The following is a 20,351-nucleotide window of genomic DNA, read 5'->3' on the forward strand; positions in this document are numbered from 1 at the left end:
TGCTAAGCAAAACTCAACTGCTAACAATTAAAGAGTATAGGTGATTTCTTATATATTGTATTAAAATCTAGCTGTAACAACTTTTTAAACCCTATATATTAAAGTGTTTTAATACTAAATACAACAGGTTAGATTCGCAATTCAGTCGGTAACCTAATAAATTATTCATTGATGATTTCAAAAAAGTTATAACCCAATAAAAAAGCCTCCAAAACAAATTGGAGGCCTTTTCAACTTAAACTTAAAATTATATATCCTTAGTATCCTGGGTTCTGAACCAAGTTAGGATTTGCAAGTAATTGTGCTGGTGGAATAGGGAAAACATTGTAAGCATCATTGTCAATAGTTCCTGGTGCTTTAAACAACCAGTCTCTACCAAATTGACCGAAACGAATTAAATCATTACGTCTCCATGCTTCTTGATACAATTCTCTACCTCTTTCATCTAAAATATCTTGTTCAGAAACAGTTCCTAACAACTCTTGAGTGTTACGTATTGTTCTTAAATCATTGATCATAGCTGTTGGGTCACCACCGCTTCTAAATATAGCTTCAGCTTTCATTAAGTGAGCATCAGCGTATCTGAATACAATTTGATGGCTTATAGAAGCTTCGCCATTTCTAGCAGCGTACTTTTGAATACGAATACCAGTTGTTTCATCATTATTGATGAAACTAACTGTACCGGCACCATCTTTAAAATCTCTTTTGAAAGTAAGAGGAGCACCTTGTCTGTCTTTTAGAGGCGTACCGTCTAAAGCGTATTGTTGGTTGATTAAAAAACCATAACCTACATTTGAGCCATCAACATATCCATCTAATTCAGAAGCATAAGGTTGATCAGCAAAAGCTACACCTACAGTTGGAACACCACCTCTACGTTCTTCTTGACCATTTGCAGGATTTTGAGAAGCATCTAATTCGTTAAATTCAGAATCTCCTTCAAATAAGTCATAAAATTCAGCAAGAGTACTAAAGCCATTCCAACCACCACCTTGAATACTGGTGTTGTTATAGTGAAGACCCATTACTACTTTATTAATCGTATTCGCTTCTAAAGACCAAATAGTTTCTGTATCTGCATCTGGTAAGAAAAGGTCAAAATAACCATCTTGCAAAGCGTAACCGTCAGCTGTAATAGCGTCAACCAAAGAAACTACTTCGGCCATATCGCCAGAATCAGGAGAACCACCAACATATATATGCTTGTTCAAAAGAACTTTAGCTTTTAAATATCTAGCGGCAGCCTTACTAGCTCTGCCGTTTGCGTCTCCACTTAAAGCTACTGTTGCCGGCGCATTTGCAATAGCAGCTTCCAGGTCAGCAAGTATAAAATCTAAAGCTTCTTGACCTGTTAGTACTTCAGGAATACTTGATGATGGTAAAGAAGTATCTCTGAAAGGGACCTGCCCAAAGTTGTCTAATATTACCCACATGCTATAGGCTCGTAAGAAGCTTGCATCACCAATATTCGTTGCTGATGGGTTACTTCTTGAATCTAGAACCTGTGATGCTTGTAATTGGTAAGAATTCCATTTTTGGAAAAGATTTACTATGAATGTATGTTGTCCGTTCCAGTCATGGGTATGCATAACTCTCCATAGTCCGTTATCACCCCAGTCACCACCACGGGTAGGAATCAAATGCTCATCTGAGGTAACTTCTTGAAGAGCGAAATAGTCTTCTTGAACTGCATATTGTCCTGCTAGAGTCCCATATAGATTTGTTACGGTTGAAGAAGGGTCAGCTAAACCTTGAAATCCTTCAGAAATGATCGAATCTGTTTCTTCTATTTCTAGATCGGTACAGGAGGTAACCCCTACCAACGATAGAATAGAAAGCGTTAAGATTTTAAAATTATTTTTCATGATATACAATTTTTTTTAATTAAAATGATGCGTTAATACCAAAAGTGAATGTTCTTGGTCTTGGGTAAGAACCGTAGTCAATACCTCTTGAAGGTACACCAGAACCTAAATCACCAGTATTAGCAGTAACCTCTGGATCTAAACCACTATAATCAGTAATTAAGAAAAGGTTTTGACCAGTAATAGAAAAACGTAAAGAATTTAAAGCGCCTTCACCAGATAATGGAACATTGTAACCAATGCTTGCATTTTGGAAACGAACAAAATCTCCTTTTTCCAAGAAACGAGTAGAAGCATCAGCAGAAGCTCCTGGATCTTCACCACTAGTTAATACATTCTGAGTTACGTTTCTAGAATTAGAAAGCGCTCCTGCAGTGAAATATGCATTTTCAGTATTGTTATATACAGAGAAACCAAATTGACCTTGGAAAAATACAGATGCATCGAAATCTTTTACTTTTAAGTTTAAGCTTAGACCAGAAGTAATATCTGGTAACGCATCTTCGCCTACAAAAGTTTTATCTTGGAAAGGATCGCCTGTACCGTTACCATCAACATCTTGGTAGGTTGGAGAACCTGCACTGTCAAAACCAGTAAAAATTGGTAGGAAGTAAGAATACAATGATTGACCTGAAGCAAAACGTTGTGCAAATGCACCTGTTAAACCAGGACCGTTAACCGCACCTGTGTCAATTAGACCATCAAAGTTCTGAACTTCGTTATTGTTATAAGCAATATTGAAATCAGCAGAGAAAGTTGCATCATCTGTTCTTACGAAATCGTAAGCTAAAGCAAGTTCAACCCCTTGGTTGATAATGCTAGCATCTACGTTTTGAAATTGGAAAGGATCAACTGCAGGTGCTGCAGGTGGTGTTTGTAAAAGAACGTCAGTAGTTTCAGTTCTATATACGTCTAAACTACCACTAAAGCGATCGTTATTAAATCCAAAATCTAGACCAGCATTTAAGTTGAAAGAAGATTCCCATTTTAGGTCAGGTCTATCTGTAGCAACAATTGCCGTACCGTTAGCGTTAATATCAAGGTTTTGTTGAACCGTTAAGTCTGAGAAACGTTGTCTAGCTACGAAATTACCGTACCCTAAACCATCTTGGTTACCAGTAATACCAGTACTTAAACGTAATTTAAGAGTTGATACTTTCTCGCCAACAAAATTTTCCTCATTCATTTTCCATGCAAATGCACCAGAAGGGAAGTAGCCATATTGATTTTCTGGTCCAAATCGAGAAGAACCATCAGCTCTCATTGTAGCCGTAAACAAGTATTTGTCCTTTAATGTGTAGTTTAATCTAGCAAAAAATGACTGTAATTCATCTGTGTTGTCAAACGAGTTTGTAAATACAGAAGTAACTGAACTGTTTAGGGTAGTACCCAAGGCTTCTTGAGCAACAACAGTTGGTAATAATCTGTTTACTAATACACCGCCAGTATTTGGAGCGTAATAAGCTTGTTGATAAGAACCAGTAACTGCATTCTGTAAATCACTTACGGCACTTCTTAAGTTTCTCCCCATTGCATTCAAGTCACTAGTAGTATAACCTCTACCACCTGCATTGAAACCAAATGTTTGGAAATCTTGGTAACCAAAACCTACTAAAGCTTCAAGGCTAGAGCTTTCAAATTCCTTATTGTAGTTTACCGTTGCTTCGAAAGTTTTATTATTTCTTTCTAAAACACCGTAGTTACCACGTCCTATATCAGTAACACCGTTAATGTTATTAATGTCTCTTGAGATTACAGAAGTATTTGTAGCTTCAGCAACATCTAAACCTGCATTTAATTTTGCAGAAATTTCTGAAGTAAAGTTATACTGAATAGATCCATTTAATAAGTATCTATCAGTATTAGTTATGTTTTGAGTATTGTCTAATGCATTTTGAGGATTCACGTTTAATCCACCAGCATTAAAGCCTGAACTAGCTGGCCATGTTGGGTTTGCAGCGTAAGCACCACCTAGAACATCACCTGCTGCACCTGCTTGCGCACTAATTGGAGCCTGAGAATCGTTAATTCTAGCGATCGACATTTGAAGACCAAGAACTAATTTATCATCTAAGAATCTTTGGTTAAGATTTACTCTACCAGTAATTCTTTCTAAATCAGAGTTTTCAACAATACCAAATTGTTTGCCATATCCAAAAGTTGCTCTAACATTACCACTACCATAATTCTTAGAATAAGAAAGGTTTTGGTTTTGAGAAGCTGTTGATCTTAATACAACTTGTTGCCAGTCTGTATTGGCCCCAAAGTTTACAGCGCTAGCATCTCCACCTACTGCGGTAACACCAGATAAAAATTCAGAAGAATCTAAAAGGTCAAATGTATTTGCTGCAGTAGCGATACTTAATGAACTAGAGAAGTCCCAAACACCTTGGCTACTTCCTTTTCCACTTTTAGTTGTAATAATAACAACACCATTTGCACCACGAGAACCATAAATAGCCGTTGCAGAAGCATCTTTTAGAATACTGATACTTTCAATATCATTAGGGTTAATAAAGTTCAATGGGTTTTTAACGGCACTTTGACCAAAACCTGTTTCACCTTGTGGTGATGTATCACCTCCACCTAATGGAACACCGTCAACTACGAACAACGGGTTGTTGTTTGCACGAACAGAATTAGAACCTCTAATGTTAATTTGAATTCCTGCTCCAGGCTCACCACTAGTTTCCTGTATGTTAACACCGGCAGTCTTACCTTGTATTAATTGCTCAGGCGAAGAAATATTTCCGCCGTTAAAGTCTTCAGCTGTTACAGCCGTTACTGAGCCAGTAGCATCTTTTACAGTTGTAGTACCGTAACCGATAATTACAACTTCTTCTAGCGCTTCTGCATCTTCTTCTAAAGTGAAGTTAATTGAAGTTCTACCGTTGATTGCTACTTCTTGAGTTTTGTAGCCAATGTAACTTACAATAAGTACAGCTCCTTCTTCTGCGGTCAATGTGTAATTACCGTCAAAATCTGTTTGTGTACCATTCGTTGTTCCTTTTTCAAGAACACTAGCTCCTGGTAAAGGTCCACTTGCATCTGAAACAGTTCCAGATACTTCTTGCGCCTGAACAAGTCCGAAGCACATAAATGCACCAAGAACCAACAGACTTTTTAGGAATGTAATCTTCATAAATTGTTAATTTAAGTTGAGTTAATTTAATTTCAATTGTTAAAAATATGTAAAAAGGCTTGTTGATAAGAGTATCAGCAAAGTTTAAATGTTACGAAAACGGTTTCGTGTTGATAACTTTTATTTTTTACGAGTATAATGATAGTGAATAGCTAAATTTATTATATTCCTATAATTACACTAACTAAAGTGGGAATATACGATATTTCTTCAAAGATAGGTAAAATCCTTTTTTGTATATATTTACCAAATAGAAGTAAAAAATCGACTTTTACTTTTAGAAGAATTTAAGTTCTTATCTTAAAATTTTAAAATCCTTTTTTTTGAAACCAAAAATTACTTTAAAAGATATTGCTAGGGAACTTGATGTTTCCATTTCAACTGTATCAAAAGCATTGAAAAATAGCAAGGAGATTAGTAAGGATACTAAAGATAGAATAAAAGCATTTGCTAAATTCTATAACTACCGTCCTAATAATATAGCGCTAAGTCTTAAAAACAAGAAAACAAAAAATATAGGTGTTGTTATACCAGATATAGTACATCATTTTTTTACAACTGTTTTTAGAGGTATAGAAATGTATGCCAATAAAATGGGATATAATGTAATTGTTTGTATTTCTGATGAGTCTTTTGATAAAGAGGTTATAAACATGGAAATGCTCGCAAATGGTAGTATAGATGGTTTTATACTTTCATTAAGTGCGGAAACACAAAGAAGAAATGACTTCACCCATTTAAAGGAATTGTTGGATCAAGGAATACCCATAGTCCTTTTTGACCGCGTCACTGAAGAGATAGAGTGTGATAAGGTTATATTAAATGATGCTGAAATAGCTAGTGAGGCGGTTAATCATTTTATTAAGTCGGGTTGTAGGAAGATAGCTTTAATAACAACCGAGAATTACTTTAATGTTAGTGAAAGTAGAAAAGATGGATATGCGGAGGCATTAAGGTCAAATAATATTGAGATTGATCAGAATTTAATTTTGACATTACCTCATGAAATAGACAATACGGATGTTATGACCAAATTTTTTAAAGAAAATAGTATTGATGCCGTGTTATGTGTAAATGAGATTTTTGCCATACAGTCTATGAGTGTAATACAACATTTAGGGTTTAATGTACCGAGTGATATTTCAATAATAGGCTTTACAGATGGTATATTGTCTAGGTACTCCTCTCCTAAACTAAGTACTATTGCGCAACATGGCCAAGAGATGGGAGAGTTAGCGGCTAAGCTCCTGATAAATAGAATGGAGTCAGTAGAAGTAATTGAGGAACCGTTTAAAACGGAAATAATAAATGCAACATTGATTAAAAGAGGTTCTTCAATCAATTAATATTTTGCGATAATGGAAAAAGTAGGGTTTATTTTTGACTTGGACGGTGTTATAGTTGATACGGCCAAATATCATTATTTGGCTTGGCATAAACTGGCTAAAGAATTAGGTTTTGAATTTACAAAGGAACAAAATGAATTATTTAAAGGGGTCAGTAGAAAGCGATGCTTAGAAATTCTTTTAGATATCGGGAACATTTCGGCAACGCAAGAACAGTTTAATACTTGGATGGTAGAGAAGAATGTAGATTACCTTGCTTACATTGAAAAAATGGATGCTAGTGAAATACTACCAGATGTGCCAAGAGTTTTAGAATATTTAAAGAAAAATAATGTGCCAATAGCATTGGGGTCAGCTAGTAAAAATGCCAGACCAATATTGGAGAAGGTTAATTTGTTGCCTTATTTTGATAGTATTGTCGATGGTAATAGTGTAACTAAAGCAAAACCAGATCCGGAGGTCTTTTTAATTGCAGCTAGTAATTTGGGTGTTACGGCAAGTTCATGTGTGGTTTTCGAGGATGCAGTTGCTGGAATTCAGGCAGCAAATGCCGCGAATATGATTAGTATAGGCATTGGAGAGGATACCATACTCAACGAAGCGAATTATAATTTTAAAGATTTCACTGAAATAAGCGATGAATTTTTAGAATCACTACTTAATAAAAATAAATAAGGGTACCTATTCATAGTTGCTCTATTTTTGATTTAAACTCAATTTTAATTTAATGAATCAAGATTATATAAAACCAGATAAGTGGTGCATTATTGAGGAAGGTTTTGACAGTGAAAATGTTAAATCATCTGAAAGTATTTTTAGCATCGGTAATGGTGCCATGGGGCAACGTGCCAATTTTGAGGAAACCTATACAGGTGAAACTTTTCAAGGAAGTTATATTGCCGGGGTGTATTATCCAGATAAAACCCGAGTAGGTTGGTGGAAAAATGGATATCCAGAATATTTTGCAAAGGTTTTGAATGCTCCTAATTGGATCGGCATTAAAGTATTTGTTGATGGAGTAGAGTTTGATTTGGCAACAAGCAAAAAAGTTTCTGGTTTTAGAAGAGAACTAAATATGAAAGAGGGTGTTTATACCCGTAGCTTTCAAGCGGTGACTTCTAATAACATTGAAATTGATGTAGTGGTTAAGCGTTTTTTAAGCTTAGATGTAGACGAAGTTGGTGCAATATCATATACTATTAAAATTTTAAAGACAGATGCTACAATAGTTTTTGAGCCGTATTTAGATAGTGGAATTACGAATGAGGATAGTAACTGGGATGATAAATTTTGGAATACAACAAACGTAAGCTCAGAGAATAATCGTGCTTTTATTGAAGCACATACCATGAAAACAGAATTTAAGATCTGTACTTTCATGCAGGCCTCAGTTTCATATGGCGATAAAGATGTTTCAAGTGTCCCAGCTGATGAAAAGACTGATAATTTTGTTTCCCTTAAGTTTGAGCAAAATGTAAAAGCGAACGAATCAATTACTTTAACAAAGTTTGGTGGGTATACGGTTGCAAGAAATCATCCAAATGATGACTTGGTAAAGGTTGCCAAAAATAGCTTGAGTGAAGTAAGTGAATTAGGTTTTAAAGGTTTATTGAAAAAGCAAATAGCTGCTTGGGCGGCTATTTGGGAAATGAGCGATATTGTTATTAAGGGAGATATTAAAGCACAGCAGGGTATACGTTTTAATATATTTCAATTAAATCAGACTTACCTAGGAACGGATTCTAGACTGAATATTGGTCCAAAAGGATTTACAGGTGAGAAGTATGGAGGTAGTACGTATTGGGATACTGAAGCTTATTGTATTCCTTTTTATATGGCAACAAAAGATGATAAGGTTGCTAGAAAATTATTGAAGTATCGTTATAACCATTTAGAGAAAGCAATTGAGAATGCTAAAAAATTAGGCTTTTCTAATGGTGCTGCATTGTACCCAATGGTAACCATGAATGGTGAAGAATGCCATAATGAATGGGAAATTACTTTTGAGGAAATTCATAGAAACGGGGCTATAGCTTTTGCTATTCACAACTATTTTAGATATACCGGTGATTATAGCTATATACCAGAAATGGGATTAGAAGTTTTAATTGGTATTTCTAGATTTTGGCATCAGCGTGTAAACTTATCAAAGGTCAAGAATAAATACGTAATGCTTGGGGTTACTGGACCAAATGAATATGAAAACAATGTCAATAATAATTGGTATACAAATTACTTGGCAAAATGGTGTATAAATTATACGCTTACACAATTAGAAAAAGTTAAAAATGGCTACCCAGATGATTATCATAGAATTGTTGGTAAAACAAAACTTACCGATAGAGAGTGTGGTAAATGGAAAAAAGTAGCTAGTAAAATGTACTTCCCATATTCGAAAGAATATGGCGTGTTTTTACAACAAGATGGTTTTTTAGATAAAGATTTGGTAAAGGTTAGTGAATTGCCAAAATCAGATAGACCTATAAATCAAAAATGGAGTTGGGATAGAATTTTAAGGTCCCCGTACATTAAGCAGGCAGATGTTTTACAAGGATTTTACTTTTTCGAAGAAGATTTTTCAACTGAAGATCTTGAAAGACATTTTGATTTTTATGAACCATTTACGGTTCATGAATCTTCGTTATCACCATGTGTGCATAGTATACAGGCTGCAAAATTAGGTAGAATGGAGCAGGCGTATAATTTCTATTTAAGAACGTCTAGATTAGATTTGGATGACTACAATAAAGAAGTAGAAGAAGGCTTGCACATTACTTCTATGGCAGGTACTTGGATGAGTATTGTTGAAGGATTTGGAGGTATGCGTATTATAAATGATAAACTATCCTTTAAACCTCAAATTCCAAATCAATGGAAGACATATTCCTTTAAAGTCAATTTTAGAAATAGAATTATTAAAGTAAAAGTGACTGCAGAGAATACAACTTTTCAGCTAACGGGTACAGAGGAAGTATCTATTCGGGTAAATGGTAAGAAAATATCATTGTATCCAGATGAGTTGATTACAGTATAATTTGTACAGTGTTTTAAATCATAAAAATTGAAAATGCCCCATGAATAGTAAAATTGTTATTTATCATGTATTTACTAGACTTTTTGGAAATACGAATACCAACAACAAACTTTGGGGCACTATTGAAGAGAACGGAGTAGGTAAGTTTGCCGATTTCTCCAAGAAGGCGCTTTCAGAAATTAAAGACTTAGGCATTACCCATATTTGGTATACAGGTATACCGCACCATGCGGTCATTAATGATTATACGGAATATGGTATATCAAATGATGACCCTACGGTAGTTAAAGGTAGGGCAGGTTCGCCCTATGCGGTTAAAGATTATTACAATGTTAACCCAGATTTGGCGAAAGACCCATCTAAAAGATTAACTGAGTTCAAATCTTTAATAAATCGTACACATAAGGCAGGTTTAAAAGTTATCATTGATATTGTGCCTAATCATGTTGCAAGAAAATATGAAGGGAAGACGAATCCAAAGGGTGTTTCCGATTTTGGATTTGGAGATGATACATCGGTAGAATATCAAAAGGATAATAATTTTTATTACATCCCAAATACCGAATTTCAGCACCCAGTGTGGCGAGATGGGTATAGACCGTTAGGTGGGGATATTCCAGAATTTGCAAATACAAAACTAGTTGAGATTCCGGCGAAATGGACAGGAAATGGGTCTAGAAGTCCGCAACCAGATATGAACGATTGGTATGAGACCGTACGTATAAATTATGGTGTAAGACCAGATGGCGGATTAGATTTTGATATGCTACCTAATGATTTTGGGGAGAAAGATTATACAGAACATTTTAATTACTGGAAGAAAAGAGTGGTTCCTAGCTCTTGGCGAAAGTTTAGAGATGTAGCGCTGTACTGGTTAGAAATGGGTGTAGATGGTTTTAGATATGACATGGCAGAAATGGTTCCTGTAGAATTTTGGAGCTTTATGAATTCTTCTATAAAAATGAAAAACCCTGATGCCTTTATTATGGCAGAAGTATATAATCCGGACTTGTATAGAACTTATATTCATAAGGGAAAAATGGATTACCTATATGATAAGGTCGATTTTTATGACGGGTTAAAGCATATAATGAAAGGCTACGGTTGGTCTGATCATTTACCGGTGGTACAAAATGGTTTACAAGATATAGAACATCATATGCTCCATTTTTTAGAAAATCATGATGAGCAACGTATTGCAAGTCCAGAATTTGTTGGTAATGCAGAAATTGGTAGACCGGCAATGGTGGTTTCGGCAACAATAAGTACTTCGCCGACCATGATTTATTTTGGTCAAGAGGTAGGCGAGCCAGCTGCCGAAAATGCTGGTTTTGGGAGTCCGTCAAGAACGTCTATTTTCGATTATATAGGTGTTCCCCATCACCAAAGATGGGTTAATAATAAGAAATACGATGGGGGACAATCAACACCCCAAGAAACTGAACTTAGAGATTTTTACAAGCGATTATTAAATTTCACTATTAGTAGTGAAGCTTTAATGGGAGCTTATCGGGAAATTCATTTTTACAATAAAGAAATTACAGAAAATTACAATCATAGGGTATTATCTTACGTTCGTTGGTCAGATAATCAAAAACTAATTATTGTTTCCAATTTTGATGCTAACGACCATTTTTCGTTCGATTTAAAATTACCTCTAGATTTAATGAAGAACTGGAAATTAAAGGAAGGTACCTATGCTTTACAAGATGCACTTTATGGTCATTCTAATTCATTGCGAATAGAAAATGGTGAAGGTCATGTTGCAATCAGTCTAAATCCTTTAGAATCTTTTATTTTTGAATTAAAATTTTAAAACATGCTCAAAAGAATAGTTCTAGTCTTAATATGTATCACATTAGCATCCTGTAATATGAAAGAACCTTTAGTTATTGGTCATAGAGGAGCCATGGGGCACGAAACTGAAAATACCCTACCATCTATTCAAAAAGCAATGGATTTGGGTGTTGATATGATAGAAATTGATGTTTTCAAGATAAAAAGTGGAGAGATTGTAGTTTTTCATGATGATACCTTAGAACGGTTAACAAACGCTCCTGGCAATATTGAAGATTATTATATTACTGACTTGAACAAGGTAATTGTTGAGGGCGGTCATAAAATACCAATGCTGCAAGATGTACTTAAGCTTATTAATAATAAAGTTGCATTGAACATTGAGTTGAAAGGTGCTGGTACTGCGGACAAGGTTAATTTTATAATGAATTATTATATAGAGAAAAAGAATTGGTCTCCAGACAATTTCATAATCTCAAGTTTTAATTGGGATGAGCTAAAGGAAATGCGTAAACGTAATCCTAAGGTAGCTATAGCAGTATTGACCGAAGAAAATCCTGTTGATGCAATTGCAGTTGCCAAAGAATTAAATGCTGTTGCGATAAATCCATATTTTAAAAATTTAGACTTAGAGAAGGCAAATGAAATTCGTGATGCCGGTTTTAAAATATATACTTGGACGGTAAATGAGCCATCAGATATTGATGCCATGAAACGTATAGGAGTAGACGGTATTATTACAAATTTCCCTGAACGTGTAAAATAATGTACGACGTTCTAATAATTGGAGGTGGTGCTGCAGGTTTTTATGCGGCAATACATGTTGCGGAGAATAGACCTAATACCAAGATTGCAATTTTGGAGCGAGGTAAAGAGGTTCTTACCAAAGTAAAAGTCTCTGGTGGCGGGCGTTGTAATGTTACCCATGCAGAATTTAACCCGGCTGATTTAAGTAAAAATTATCCAAGAGGAGAAAAGGAGCTTTTAGGTCCATTTCATACTTATGCCAGTGGAGATACCGTTGGTTTTTTTGAGGAACGTGGTGTCGCTTTAAAAATTGAAGACGATGGTAGAATGTTTCCTGTAAGTAATTCTTCACAGACCATAATCGATTGCTTTGTTTCAGAAGCAGATAGATTAGGTATTCAAGTAAAAACACATTGCTCCGTTACCGGTATTGAACAAATTGAAGAGGCAGGAAAAAAGAAATGGAAGGTTGCCGTTGGTGATAGTTCTTTGACCTCTAAAAAGCTAATTCTGGCAACGGGAAGCAATCCTAAAATGTGGGGCTATATTGAAGCTCTAGGGCATAGTATTGTTTCGCCAGTACCATCATTATTTACTTTTAATATTAAAGATGAGCGCATATCGACTATTCCTGGCGTAGCTACACAGGCAGAAGTGCATGTTGTTCCTAAAAAGAACTTTGGTAAAAAAGTAAAACTACATAAATCAGATATTTCTACTTTAACCTCAGAAGGTCCATTATTGATTACCCATTGGGGTATGAGTGGTCCGGCTATTTTAAAGCTTTCTGCATGGGGTGCCAGAGTTTTAGAGGCATATAATTATCAATTTAAAATTCAAGTGAACTGGGTGCCAGAATATCATAAAGACGGATTGTTGGAGTTGCTTTTAGAAGTTAAGCAGGTAGAAAAGAAGACCATCTTAAGATCTAAAGTACTAGATATACCAAAACGGTTATGGGTTAACTTGGTAAAAGCATCTGGTATAGACGATACAACTACGTGGCCAGAAGTTAGTAAACATCAATTGCAAACACTAGCCGAGCAATTAACTGCCGGTATTTTTCAAGTAAATGGAAAGAGTACATTTAAAGAAGAATTTGTAACTGCCGGAGGTGTAGATTTAAAGGAAGTTAACTTTAAAACCTATGAAAGTAAAATTTTACCTAGCCTATATTTTGCAGGCGAAATTATAAATGTTGATGCGATAACAGGTGGGTTCAATTTTCAAAATGCTTGGACAGGGGGGTATATTGCCGCTAAGGGAGTGGTAGAAGATTTGAATAATAATTTTGATTGATATGACAACTTATGTAGCATTTTTAAGAGGAATAAATGTTAGTGGTAAGCATAAGATTGTAATGACCCAACTTAAAAAGTTATGTGAGGACTTAAAACTTCAACAAGTTAAAACATACATTCAAAGTGGAAATATTGTCTTTAATAGTACTTTAGATTATACGGTAGAATTAGAAGAACTACTTTCAAAAGCTATTTTAAACGAGTTTGGGTTTAATGTACCGGTAATAGTAAAAACCGTTTCTGTTTTACAAGGAATACTAAACCATAATCCGTTCATTACAGATGACGAAATCTTAAGAAAGCAAATCTATTTTGTTCTGCTCAAGAATAAACCAAATAAAGATGAATTAAATAGTTTTGAATTAGAATCTTTTGATAATGAAGAATTTGTAATAGCTGATACTTGTATTTATCTCAAGTGTAAAGCTGGCTACGGAAAAGCAAAATTAAATAACAATCTAATTGAGCGAAAGTTGAAAGTTTTAGCAACTACTAGAAATTATAGAACCTTGACCAAATTAATAGAACTGAGTTAATTTAATTCCCAAATTTTATAGTTCAAAGCTGTAGCAAAACATAGCCATAGAAAATAAGGGACCAATAGAACGGCGGCTAATTTACTGACAACGTTAAACCATTTAATGGTTAACCCAAGAATAATTAGTAATGTAATTATTATCAGAAGCGCTAAAAGGGGCTGCTTTAGTCCAAAGAAAACAATACTCCATAAACCATTTAAAAGAAGTTGAAAACCAAAATGATAGAGTCCGGTTTTTACATACTTATGATGAAAGCCTTTCGCCCAAACCCAACCTGCAGAAATTCCCATCATAATATATAATACACTCCAAACAGGAGCAAAGATCCATTTAGGGGGACTAAAGCTTGGCTTGTTCAATGTCATATACCAATCGTTTACAGAGCTTTGCGTAACAACGCTGCTGAGAAATCCAATGGTGGTACATAATAAAATACCAATAAAAACGTAAGTAAGCTTTCTTTTCAATAGGTCGGTGTTTACCTCTAAAATAAGAATTTATTTCAATTGATAGCCCTAAAAACTATATTTGCACAAATTGAATATTCAATGTCAGAAAAAGATTTTATTCCAGCTCCATATACCACATTGAAAGAAGAAGGTTCTGTAACCTATTCTTCTCCAAGTAATATTGCTTTAATAAAGTATTGGGGAAAAAGAGAAAATCAAATTCCTGCAAATCCATCTATTAGTTTTACGTTGGCTGCATGTGTAACAAAAACTAGTGTACACTATAAAAAGAAGGAACAGCATAGTGATGAATTTTCGTTCGACCTATTGTTTGAAGGAGAGGCAAAAGAAGAATTTAAACCAAAAATAAATACGTTCTTAAAAAGAATAGTGGCGTATTTGCCATTTTTGAAAGACTATCATTTTATAATAAATACATCTAATTCTTTTCCGCATAGTAGTGGTATAGCATCATCTGCAAGCGGTATGTCTGCTTTGGCATTGTGCTTTATGGAGATGGAAAAAACGTTCTTACCTAATATTACTACTGATGATTTTAATAGAAAAGTATCATTTTTATCTCGTTTAGGTTCGGGTAGTGCATGCCGTAGCATTGAAGGTCCGTTGGTGCAATGGGGTGAAACATCTTCAATTAAGGGGAGCTCAAACCTATATGGAATAAAATATCCTTATGAGGTACATGAAATATTCAATAATTTTCATGATACCATTTTATTGGTTGATAAAGGAGAGAAGCAAGTGAGTAGTACGGTGGGTCATGAACTCATGCATGGACACCCATTTGCGACCCAAAGGTTTGACCAGGCACATACAAATTTAGAAAAGCTTGGTAAGGTTTTGGCAGATGGTAATTTAATTGATTTTATAAGTATAGTTGAAAGTGAGGCGCTAACATTACATGCAATGATGATGACTAGTATTCCTTATTTTATATTAATGAAGCCAAATACACTCTCCATTATTAATGAAATTTGGAAGTTTAGAGAGGAATCTAATACTCATGTTTGTTTTACTTTAGATGCGGGTGCCAATGTGCACGTGCTTTATCCGGAAAATGAAAAAGATGTCGTTTTTCCGTTTATTAAAGAGAAGTTAGTTCCTTTTTGCCAAAATGGACAGTATATTTGTGATCGAATTGGTCTGGGTGCTAAGAAGTTGTAGGTGTTTATAGTACTATTATATGGTAAAAAACGTTGGTAGATAAAGGATTCGTCTATTTTGTTTAACCATTTAAGGTAAAACGTTCAACTTTATATGAATCTTTGATTATATTTATACTTAAGTTTCAATATCTGTTTAGTTTTTAAAAATGAAAGGACCTCTTTTTTATTCAAAAATTCTTCTCTTCGGGGAGTATGGTATCATTAAAGATTCCAAAGGATTATCAATACCTTATAATTTCTATAAAGGAGCTTTGAAATCTGATGCTAGTGTTTCTAAAGAGGCAACAAAATCTAATAAAAACTTAGAAGTATTTGCTCAATATTTAAAAAATCTTACAATTGATGAGCCTAGTTTGGTTTCATTTGATTTAGATCTTTTAAATAGAGATGTTGCTGAAGGTATGTATTTTGATAGTTCTATACCACAGGGCTATGGCGTAGGTAGTAGTGGTGCTCTTGTAGCAGCTATTTATGATAAATACGCTCAAGATAAAATAACGGTTTTAGAGAATTTAACTAGAGAAAAATTATTAAAGCTTAAAACGATATTCGGTAAAATGGAGTCGTTCTTTCATGGTAAATCTTCTGGTCTTGATCCATTAAACAGTTATTTAAGTCTTCCTATTTTAATAAATTCTAAAGATAATATTGAGTCTACCAGCATACCTTCTCAGAATGCAGAAGGTAAAGGAGCGGTATTTTTATTAGATAGTGGTATTATTGGTGAAACAGCCCCAATGGTTCAGATTTTCATGGAACAAATGAAAAATGATGGATTTAGAAAAATGCTGAAAAATCAGTTTATAAAGCACACAGATGCTTGTGTAGAAGATTTTGTAAACGGCAATATTCAATCACTGTTCGGTAATCTAAAACAATTGTCACATGTTGTTTTAGATAATTTCAAACCTATGATACCAGCAAAGTTTCATGACTTATGGAAAAATGGTATAGATACTAATGATTACTATTTAAAACTTTGCGGCTCAGGTGGTGGTGGTTATATTCTAGGTTTTACAGAAGATTTAGAAAAAGCTAAAACTGCGTTAAAAGATTATAAACTGGAAGTAGTTTATAATTTTTAGGTAATTTCCAAAATGCTTAATAGAAAAAATAAGCTCTTACTTTTAAAAGTACTGAGTCTGTTTTCAGTAGTTAGAGGGTATAACATACTTGTTATAGCTTTAGCTCAATATTTGGCGTCTATTTATATTTTGGCGCCAGAATTGCCAGTACGTAAAGTGGTTTTCGATATTAACCTTTTTGTAATTGTCTTGGCATCAGCCATGGTAATTGCGGGCGGATATATTATAAATAATTTTTACGACGCCGAAAAAGACCTAATCAACAAACCTCGTAAAAGTATGTTGGATCGTTTGGTGAGCCAACGATTTAAGCTAACAACATATTTTGTATTAAATTTCATGGCAGTCATAGCGGCTAGTTATGTTTCTTTTAGAGCTGTTTTCTTTTTCTCATCTTATATTTTTGGCATTTGGATTTATTCTCATAAGTTGAAAAAAATACCTTTTCTAGGTAATTTCATTTCAGCTACCCTGGCGATTACCCCTTTCTTTGTAATCTTTGTGTATTATAAGAATTTGCAACCAGTCATATTTGTACATGCTGTATTTCTCTTTTTGTTGATTCTTGCACGAGAGATGATAAAAGATTTGGAGAACATTTCTGGGGATCTAGCTCAGAATTATAAAACTATTCCCATTATATACGGATCGCGAACATCTAAATTGCTAATAACTTTTTTAATATTATTGACCCTTGTACCAGCTTTACTTCTAATATTTAAGTTTGATGTGGGATATATGAACTTCTATTTTGTGCTTTGTGTGTTACTAATGGTATTGTTTATATTTCTGCTTTTTAAAGCCCAAGCACGAAAAGACTATGTATGGCTACATAATATTCTTAAACTTATTATTGTAATGGGTGTCTTTAGTATTCTTTTAATAGATGTAGACCTTGTTTTAAACAGAATACTATAGTTGTTCGTAATATGTTACATATAACTATTTGAACGGCAATGCAATTTCCTACCTTTGTACAAAATTAGTACAGTTATGAGTAGGGATGATTCTAATAGGGGAAAGAATGCTTCAGGCAGACAAGGAGGTAATTTCAAAAAAAAGAGCTATGCTCGAGGTAATGCGCCCATTAAGAAAAATGTGACGCCGAGTAAGCCAATGGATCCAAATTCTATTAGACTTAATAAATATGTAGCAAATTCTGGGGTATGTTCTAGAAGAGATGCGGATATTTATATTTCTGCAGGTAATGTAACTGTTAATGGGAAGCCTATCACAGAAATGGGGTATAAGGTGAAGTTGAGCGATGAAGTAAAATTCGACGGTCAATTATTAAATCCTGTTAAGAAAGAATACGTGTTGCTTAATAAGCCAAAAGATTTTGTTACAACTATACGTGACGAAAAAGGAAAAAGACATGTATCTGGATTGATATCTAGTGCGTCCAAATCAAAATTGCTACCAATAGATAAATTGGAGAAAGAACATACTGGGTTACTTTTATTTACCAATGACGGTAACATGACGAAGGTGCTTAAGAGCCCTATAAATGGTATGCGTAAAATTTATCATTTAGTATTGGAGCAAGAATTAAGAAGCGCCGATCTAAAGAAAATTCAAGAAGGAGTCATAGTTGACGAAAAAGTAGTGAGAGTGCAAGATGTTAGTTTTATTGCCGATGCTCCTAAACGAGAAGTAGGAATAGAAATATTTAGTTCTAGAAATAAAATTGTTGAGCGTTTGTTCGAAACCTTAGGGTATAAGGTTCAAAAGCTTGACAGGGTTGTTTATGGTGGTCTTACTAAAAAAGACTTACCAAGAGGACACTGGAGGTATTTAACGGATCAAGAGGTTATAAACCTTAAGATGATTAAATAACACCTGGTTCTCGTTTGGTTATAAGACTACAGGATATATGAAATTATTTCAGTGTACAAATTGTAAGAATACGGTTGTTTTTGAAAATAACACATGTGTAAACTGTGGTTATCTTTTAGGATATTCTTCGTATTATAATAAGACAGTTTCCTTAGATGCAAAAGCATCTCAATGGAATGTTCCAGAGTTGGAGGACAAGACCTATAGGTACTGTAAAAATTACAATCATAATGTCTGTAATTGGCTAGTAGATGTTTCTAGGGGTAATGAATACTGTCTGGCATGTTCCTTAAATAGAACAATTCCCCATATTTTAGAAGATGATAATTTAATTAAGTGGAAGCATATTGAAATTGCTAAACACAGATTAGTCTATCAATTATTACGTTTTAAATTACCTGTGGTCAGTAAAACAACAGATGAGATAAAAGGCTTTTGTTTTGATTTCTTGGCGAAAGAAGATTTACCAGAAGCGTCTAAGGACATAAAGACAGGTCATGCCAATGGTGTAATAACCTTGTTGATATCAGAGGCGGATCCGGTTGTTCGTGAGCAGATTAAAAAGCAAATGTCTGAGCGTTATAGAACACTTCTTGGTCATTTTAGGCATGAAATAGGTCATTATTTTTGGGAAAGACTTGTTCGTGATAAACCAGATACTTTAGCAGAATTTAGAAATATATTCGGTAATGAATCTATATCGTATGGTGATGCCTTGAACAATTATTACAACAACGGTCCACAAGCGAATTGGCAGCAAAGGTTTATAAGCAAATATGCGTCTTCTCACCCTTGGGAAGATTGGGCGGAAACCTGGTCTCACTACTTGCATTTGACAGATGTTCTAGAGACTGCATATAATTTCGGACTCAAAACTAATCCGAAGATAACGGCTAAGAAAAATCTAAAAATAAACGCCAGTTTCGATCCGTATAGAGAAACTAGCTTTGAGAAGGTAATGGACACCGGTATTCCATTATTATTTGCATTGAATAGTATGAACAGGTCAATGGGTGAAGATGATCTTTATCCCTTTATTATATCTGATTCAGTAAAGAATAAATTAGAATTCATTCATAATTTATTGAAAAGTAATTAGTCTTTACTAAAGCCTTCGCCAAAGCGGTACGTGGCAATGATGCCATGTGTGTTACCTAGTGGAGAATCGTTAGTGGCTACATTATAACTGTAAACTGCTCTAATATTCTTGAATAGATATACACCGGCTAATAGGTTTATAGACGAATTGGTTCTGTAGCCCGTACCAAGTTCAAATCGATTTCTAAAGCTAACTGCAATATTCATATCGACCTGAAAAGGAGCGCCGTTTTCATATTTAAGCAACAGGTTTGGTTTAATCATTAATTCTTCAAATTTATTAGAGAAGAAACGATAGCCAAGGTAGCCGTAATAAGGCACGTTGATTTCAATATTATCATCAGAAACTAGCATATTGCCAATAACATTTGGTGTAGAAACGCCTACATAGACATCGGCAAGATTTAAAAGAAACCCTAGTCCGATTGTGGGGATTGTAGCATTAATATTCATCGCAAAATTGGGGTCGTCCATAATACCCAATTCTAATAAATTTTCTTGGTATTGTTGTACACCGGGAGAAATAGAAAATGATAAAGAATTTGGCGTGTATATCTGCCAATAAGGTCTGTTCTTTTTAGTGTCGAAAAAGATTTTATAAGAATATGTAGTAAAAGCACTTGTTGAGGTGGTTACACCAACTTCATCACGTATTAATCCTGCTCCTAAGCCAACTTTACCTCGGTTTAATGGAGTATGGAAACTTAGGGCGAAACTTTTTGGACTACCTTCAAATTGATTAAAAGTACCTGTGTTACTTATACCTATCTCTGCACTAGGAGCAAGACCTGCAAATGCAGAATTCACTAAGTACGGATTGTAATTATACTCTGAAAATGTTGGAGTTTGCTGTGCTATTGCATTGTTTGCTAATGCCACTAAAATTAGTGCTGCTAAAGCGATGTTTTTAAATATATTCTGCATG

16 protein-coding genes are annotated in these 20,351 nt (G+C 34.5%); 12 read left to right on the forward strand and 4 right to left on the reverse strand.

The genetic code is table 11. The features are described 5' to 3' along the window. Positions 1–257: 257 nt before the first annotated feature. On the reverse strand, positions 258–1,868 hold the full coding sequence (locus tag P178_RS0109120; RefSeq protein WP_027065944.1) for a RagB/SusD family nutrient uptake outer membrane protein: 1,611 nt from the start codon (positions 1,866–1,868) through the stop codon (positions 258–260). Positions 1,869–1,887: 19 nt separating this feature from the next. Further along, the gene (locus P178_RS0109125; RefSeq protein WP_027065945.1) at positions 1,888–5,010 is read right to left on the reverse strand and encodes a SusC/RagA family TonB-linked outer membrane protein; all 3,123 of its coding nucleotides are present in this window, start codon (positions 5,008–5,010) and stop codon (positions 1,888–1,890) included. A 305-nt stretch (positions 5,011–5,315) separates the two neighbouring features. Here P178_RS0109125 and P178_RS0109130 point away from each other — a divergent pair, with 305 nt between their 5' ends. The 7 genes from P178_RS0109130 to P178_RS0109160 are packed head-to-tail and all read left to right on the forward strand — an operon-like array spanning position 5,316 to position 13,771. Then, on the forward strand, positions 5,316–6,356 hold the full coding sequence (locus P178_RS0109130; protein ID WP_155941603.1) for a LacI family DNA-binding transcriptional regulator: 1,041 nt from the start codon (positions 5,316–5,318) through the stop codon (positions 6,354–6,356). A 12-nt stretch (positions 6,357–6,368) separates the two neighbouring features. Further along, positions 6,369–7,031, forward strand: a complete 663-nt coding sequence (gene pgmB / locus P178_RS0109135) for a beta-phosphoglucomutase (protein WP_027065947.1) — start codon at positions 6,369–6,371, stop codon at positions 7,029–7,031. Positions 7,032–7,083: 52 nt separating this feature from the next. Beyond that, positions 7,084–9,390: a glycoside hydrolase family 65 protein gene (locus P178_RS0109140; RefSeq protein WP_027065948.1), complete on the forward strand. Its 2,307-nt coding sequence runs from the start codon at positions 7,084–7,086 to the stop codon at positions 9,388–9,390. 40 nt (positions 9,391–9,430) lie between these two features. After that, complete coding sequence (locus tag P178_RS21685; protein ID WP_036145971.1) at positions 9,431–11,206, forward strand: alpha-amylase family glycosyl hydrolase; 1,776 nt, start codon at positions 9,431–9,433, stop codon at positions 11,204–11,206. A gap of 57 nt (positions 11,207–11,263) precedes the next feature. Next, positions 11,264–11,953, forward strand: coding sequence for a glycerophosphodiester phosphodiesterase (locus P178_RS0109150; protein WP_231500522.1), 690 nt, complete (start codon positions 11,264–11,266; stop codon positions 11,951–11,953). Continuing rightward, complete coding sequence (locus tag P178_RS0109155) at positions 11,953–13,233, forward strand: NAD(P)/FAD-dependent oxidoreductase (RefSeq protein ID WP_036145974.1); 1,281 nt, start codon at positions 11,953–11,955, stop codon at positions 13,231–13,233. Before P178_RS0109150 ends, P178_RS0109155 begins: the two co-directional genes overlap by 1 nt. A gap of 1 nt (position 13,234) precedes the next feature. Continuing rightward, a complete protein-coding gene (locus P178_RS0109160; RefSeq protein ID WP_027065951.1) occupies positions 13,235–13,771 on the forward strand; it encodes a DUF1697 domain-containing protein in 537 nt (178 codons plus the stop codon). Here P178_RS0109160 and P178_RS0109165 read toward each other — a convergent pair. Next, positions 13,768–14,241 carry a TspO/MBR family protein gene (locus tag P178_RS0109165; RefSeq protein WP_027065952.1) on the reverse strand — a complete coding sequence of 158 codons (474 nt, stop codon included), beginning with the start codon at positions 14,239–14,241 and terminating at the stop codon, positions 13,768–13,770. The two genes, P178_RS0109160 and P178_RS0109165, sit on opposite strands and share 4 nt — an antisense overlap. Positions 14,242–14,322: 81 nt before the next feature. Between P178_RS0109165 and P178_RS0109170 the strand changes: the two genes are divergently transcribed. The 5 genes from P178_RS0109170 (at position 14,323) to P178_RS0109190 (ending at position 19,427) form a co-directional block, all read left to right on the forward strand. After that, positions 14,323–15,405 (forward strand): diphosphomevalonate/mevalonate 3,5-bisphosphate decarboxylase family protein, encoded by a 1,083-nt coding sequence (locus P178_RS0109170; protein ID WP_027065953.1) that lies wholly within the window; start codon positions 14,323–14,325, stop codon positions 15,403–15,405. 148 nt (positions 15,406–15,553) lie between these two features. Further along, positions 15,554–16,492: a mevalonate kinase gene (locus P178_RS0109175; RefSeq protein WP_027065954.1), complete on the forward strand. Its 939-nt coding sequence runs from the start codon at positions 15,554–15,556 to the stop codon at positions 16,490–16,492. A 12-nt stretch (positions 16,493–16,504) separates the two neighbouring features. Beyond that, positions 16,505–17,410: a geranylgeranylglycerol-phosphate geranylgeranyltransferase gene (locus P178_RS0109180; protein ID WP_027065955.1), complete on the forward strand. Its 906-nt coding sequence runs from the start codon at positions 16,505–16,507 to the stop codon at positions 17,408–17,410. A gap of 75 nt (positions 17,411–17,485) precedes the next feature. Further along, a complete protein-coding gene (locus P178_RS0109185; RefSeq protein ID WP_027065956.1) occupies positions 17,486–18,328 on the forward strand; it encodes a pseudouridine synthase in 843 nt (280 codons plus the stop codon). A 37-nt stretch (positions 18,329–18,365) separates the two neighbouring features. Further along, a complete protein-coding gene (locus P178_RS0109190) occupies positions 18,366–19,427 on the forward strand; it encodes a putative zinc-binding metallopeptidase (protein WP_027065957.1) in 1,062 nt (353 codons plus the stop codon). Here P178_RS0109190 and P178_RS0109195 read toward each other — a convergent pair. After that, positions 19,424–20,350, reverse strand: coding sequence for a PorP/SprF family type IX secretion system membrane protein (locus tag P178_RS0109195; RefSeq protein WP_027065958.1), 927 nt, complete (start codon positions 20,348–20,350; stop codon positions 19,424–19,426). The genes P178_RS0109190 and P178_RS0109195 overlap by 4 nt on opposite strands. Position 20,351: the final 1 nt, after the last annotated feature.

The sequence above is a fragment of the Maribacter sp. Hel_I_7 genome (assembly GCF_000688315.1).
In the GTDB taxonomy this organism is placed as follows: domain Bacteria; phylum Bacteroidota; class Bacteroidia; order Flavobacteriales; family Flavobacteriaceae; genus Maribacter; species Maribacter stanieri.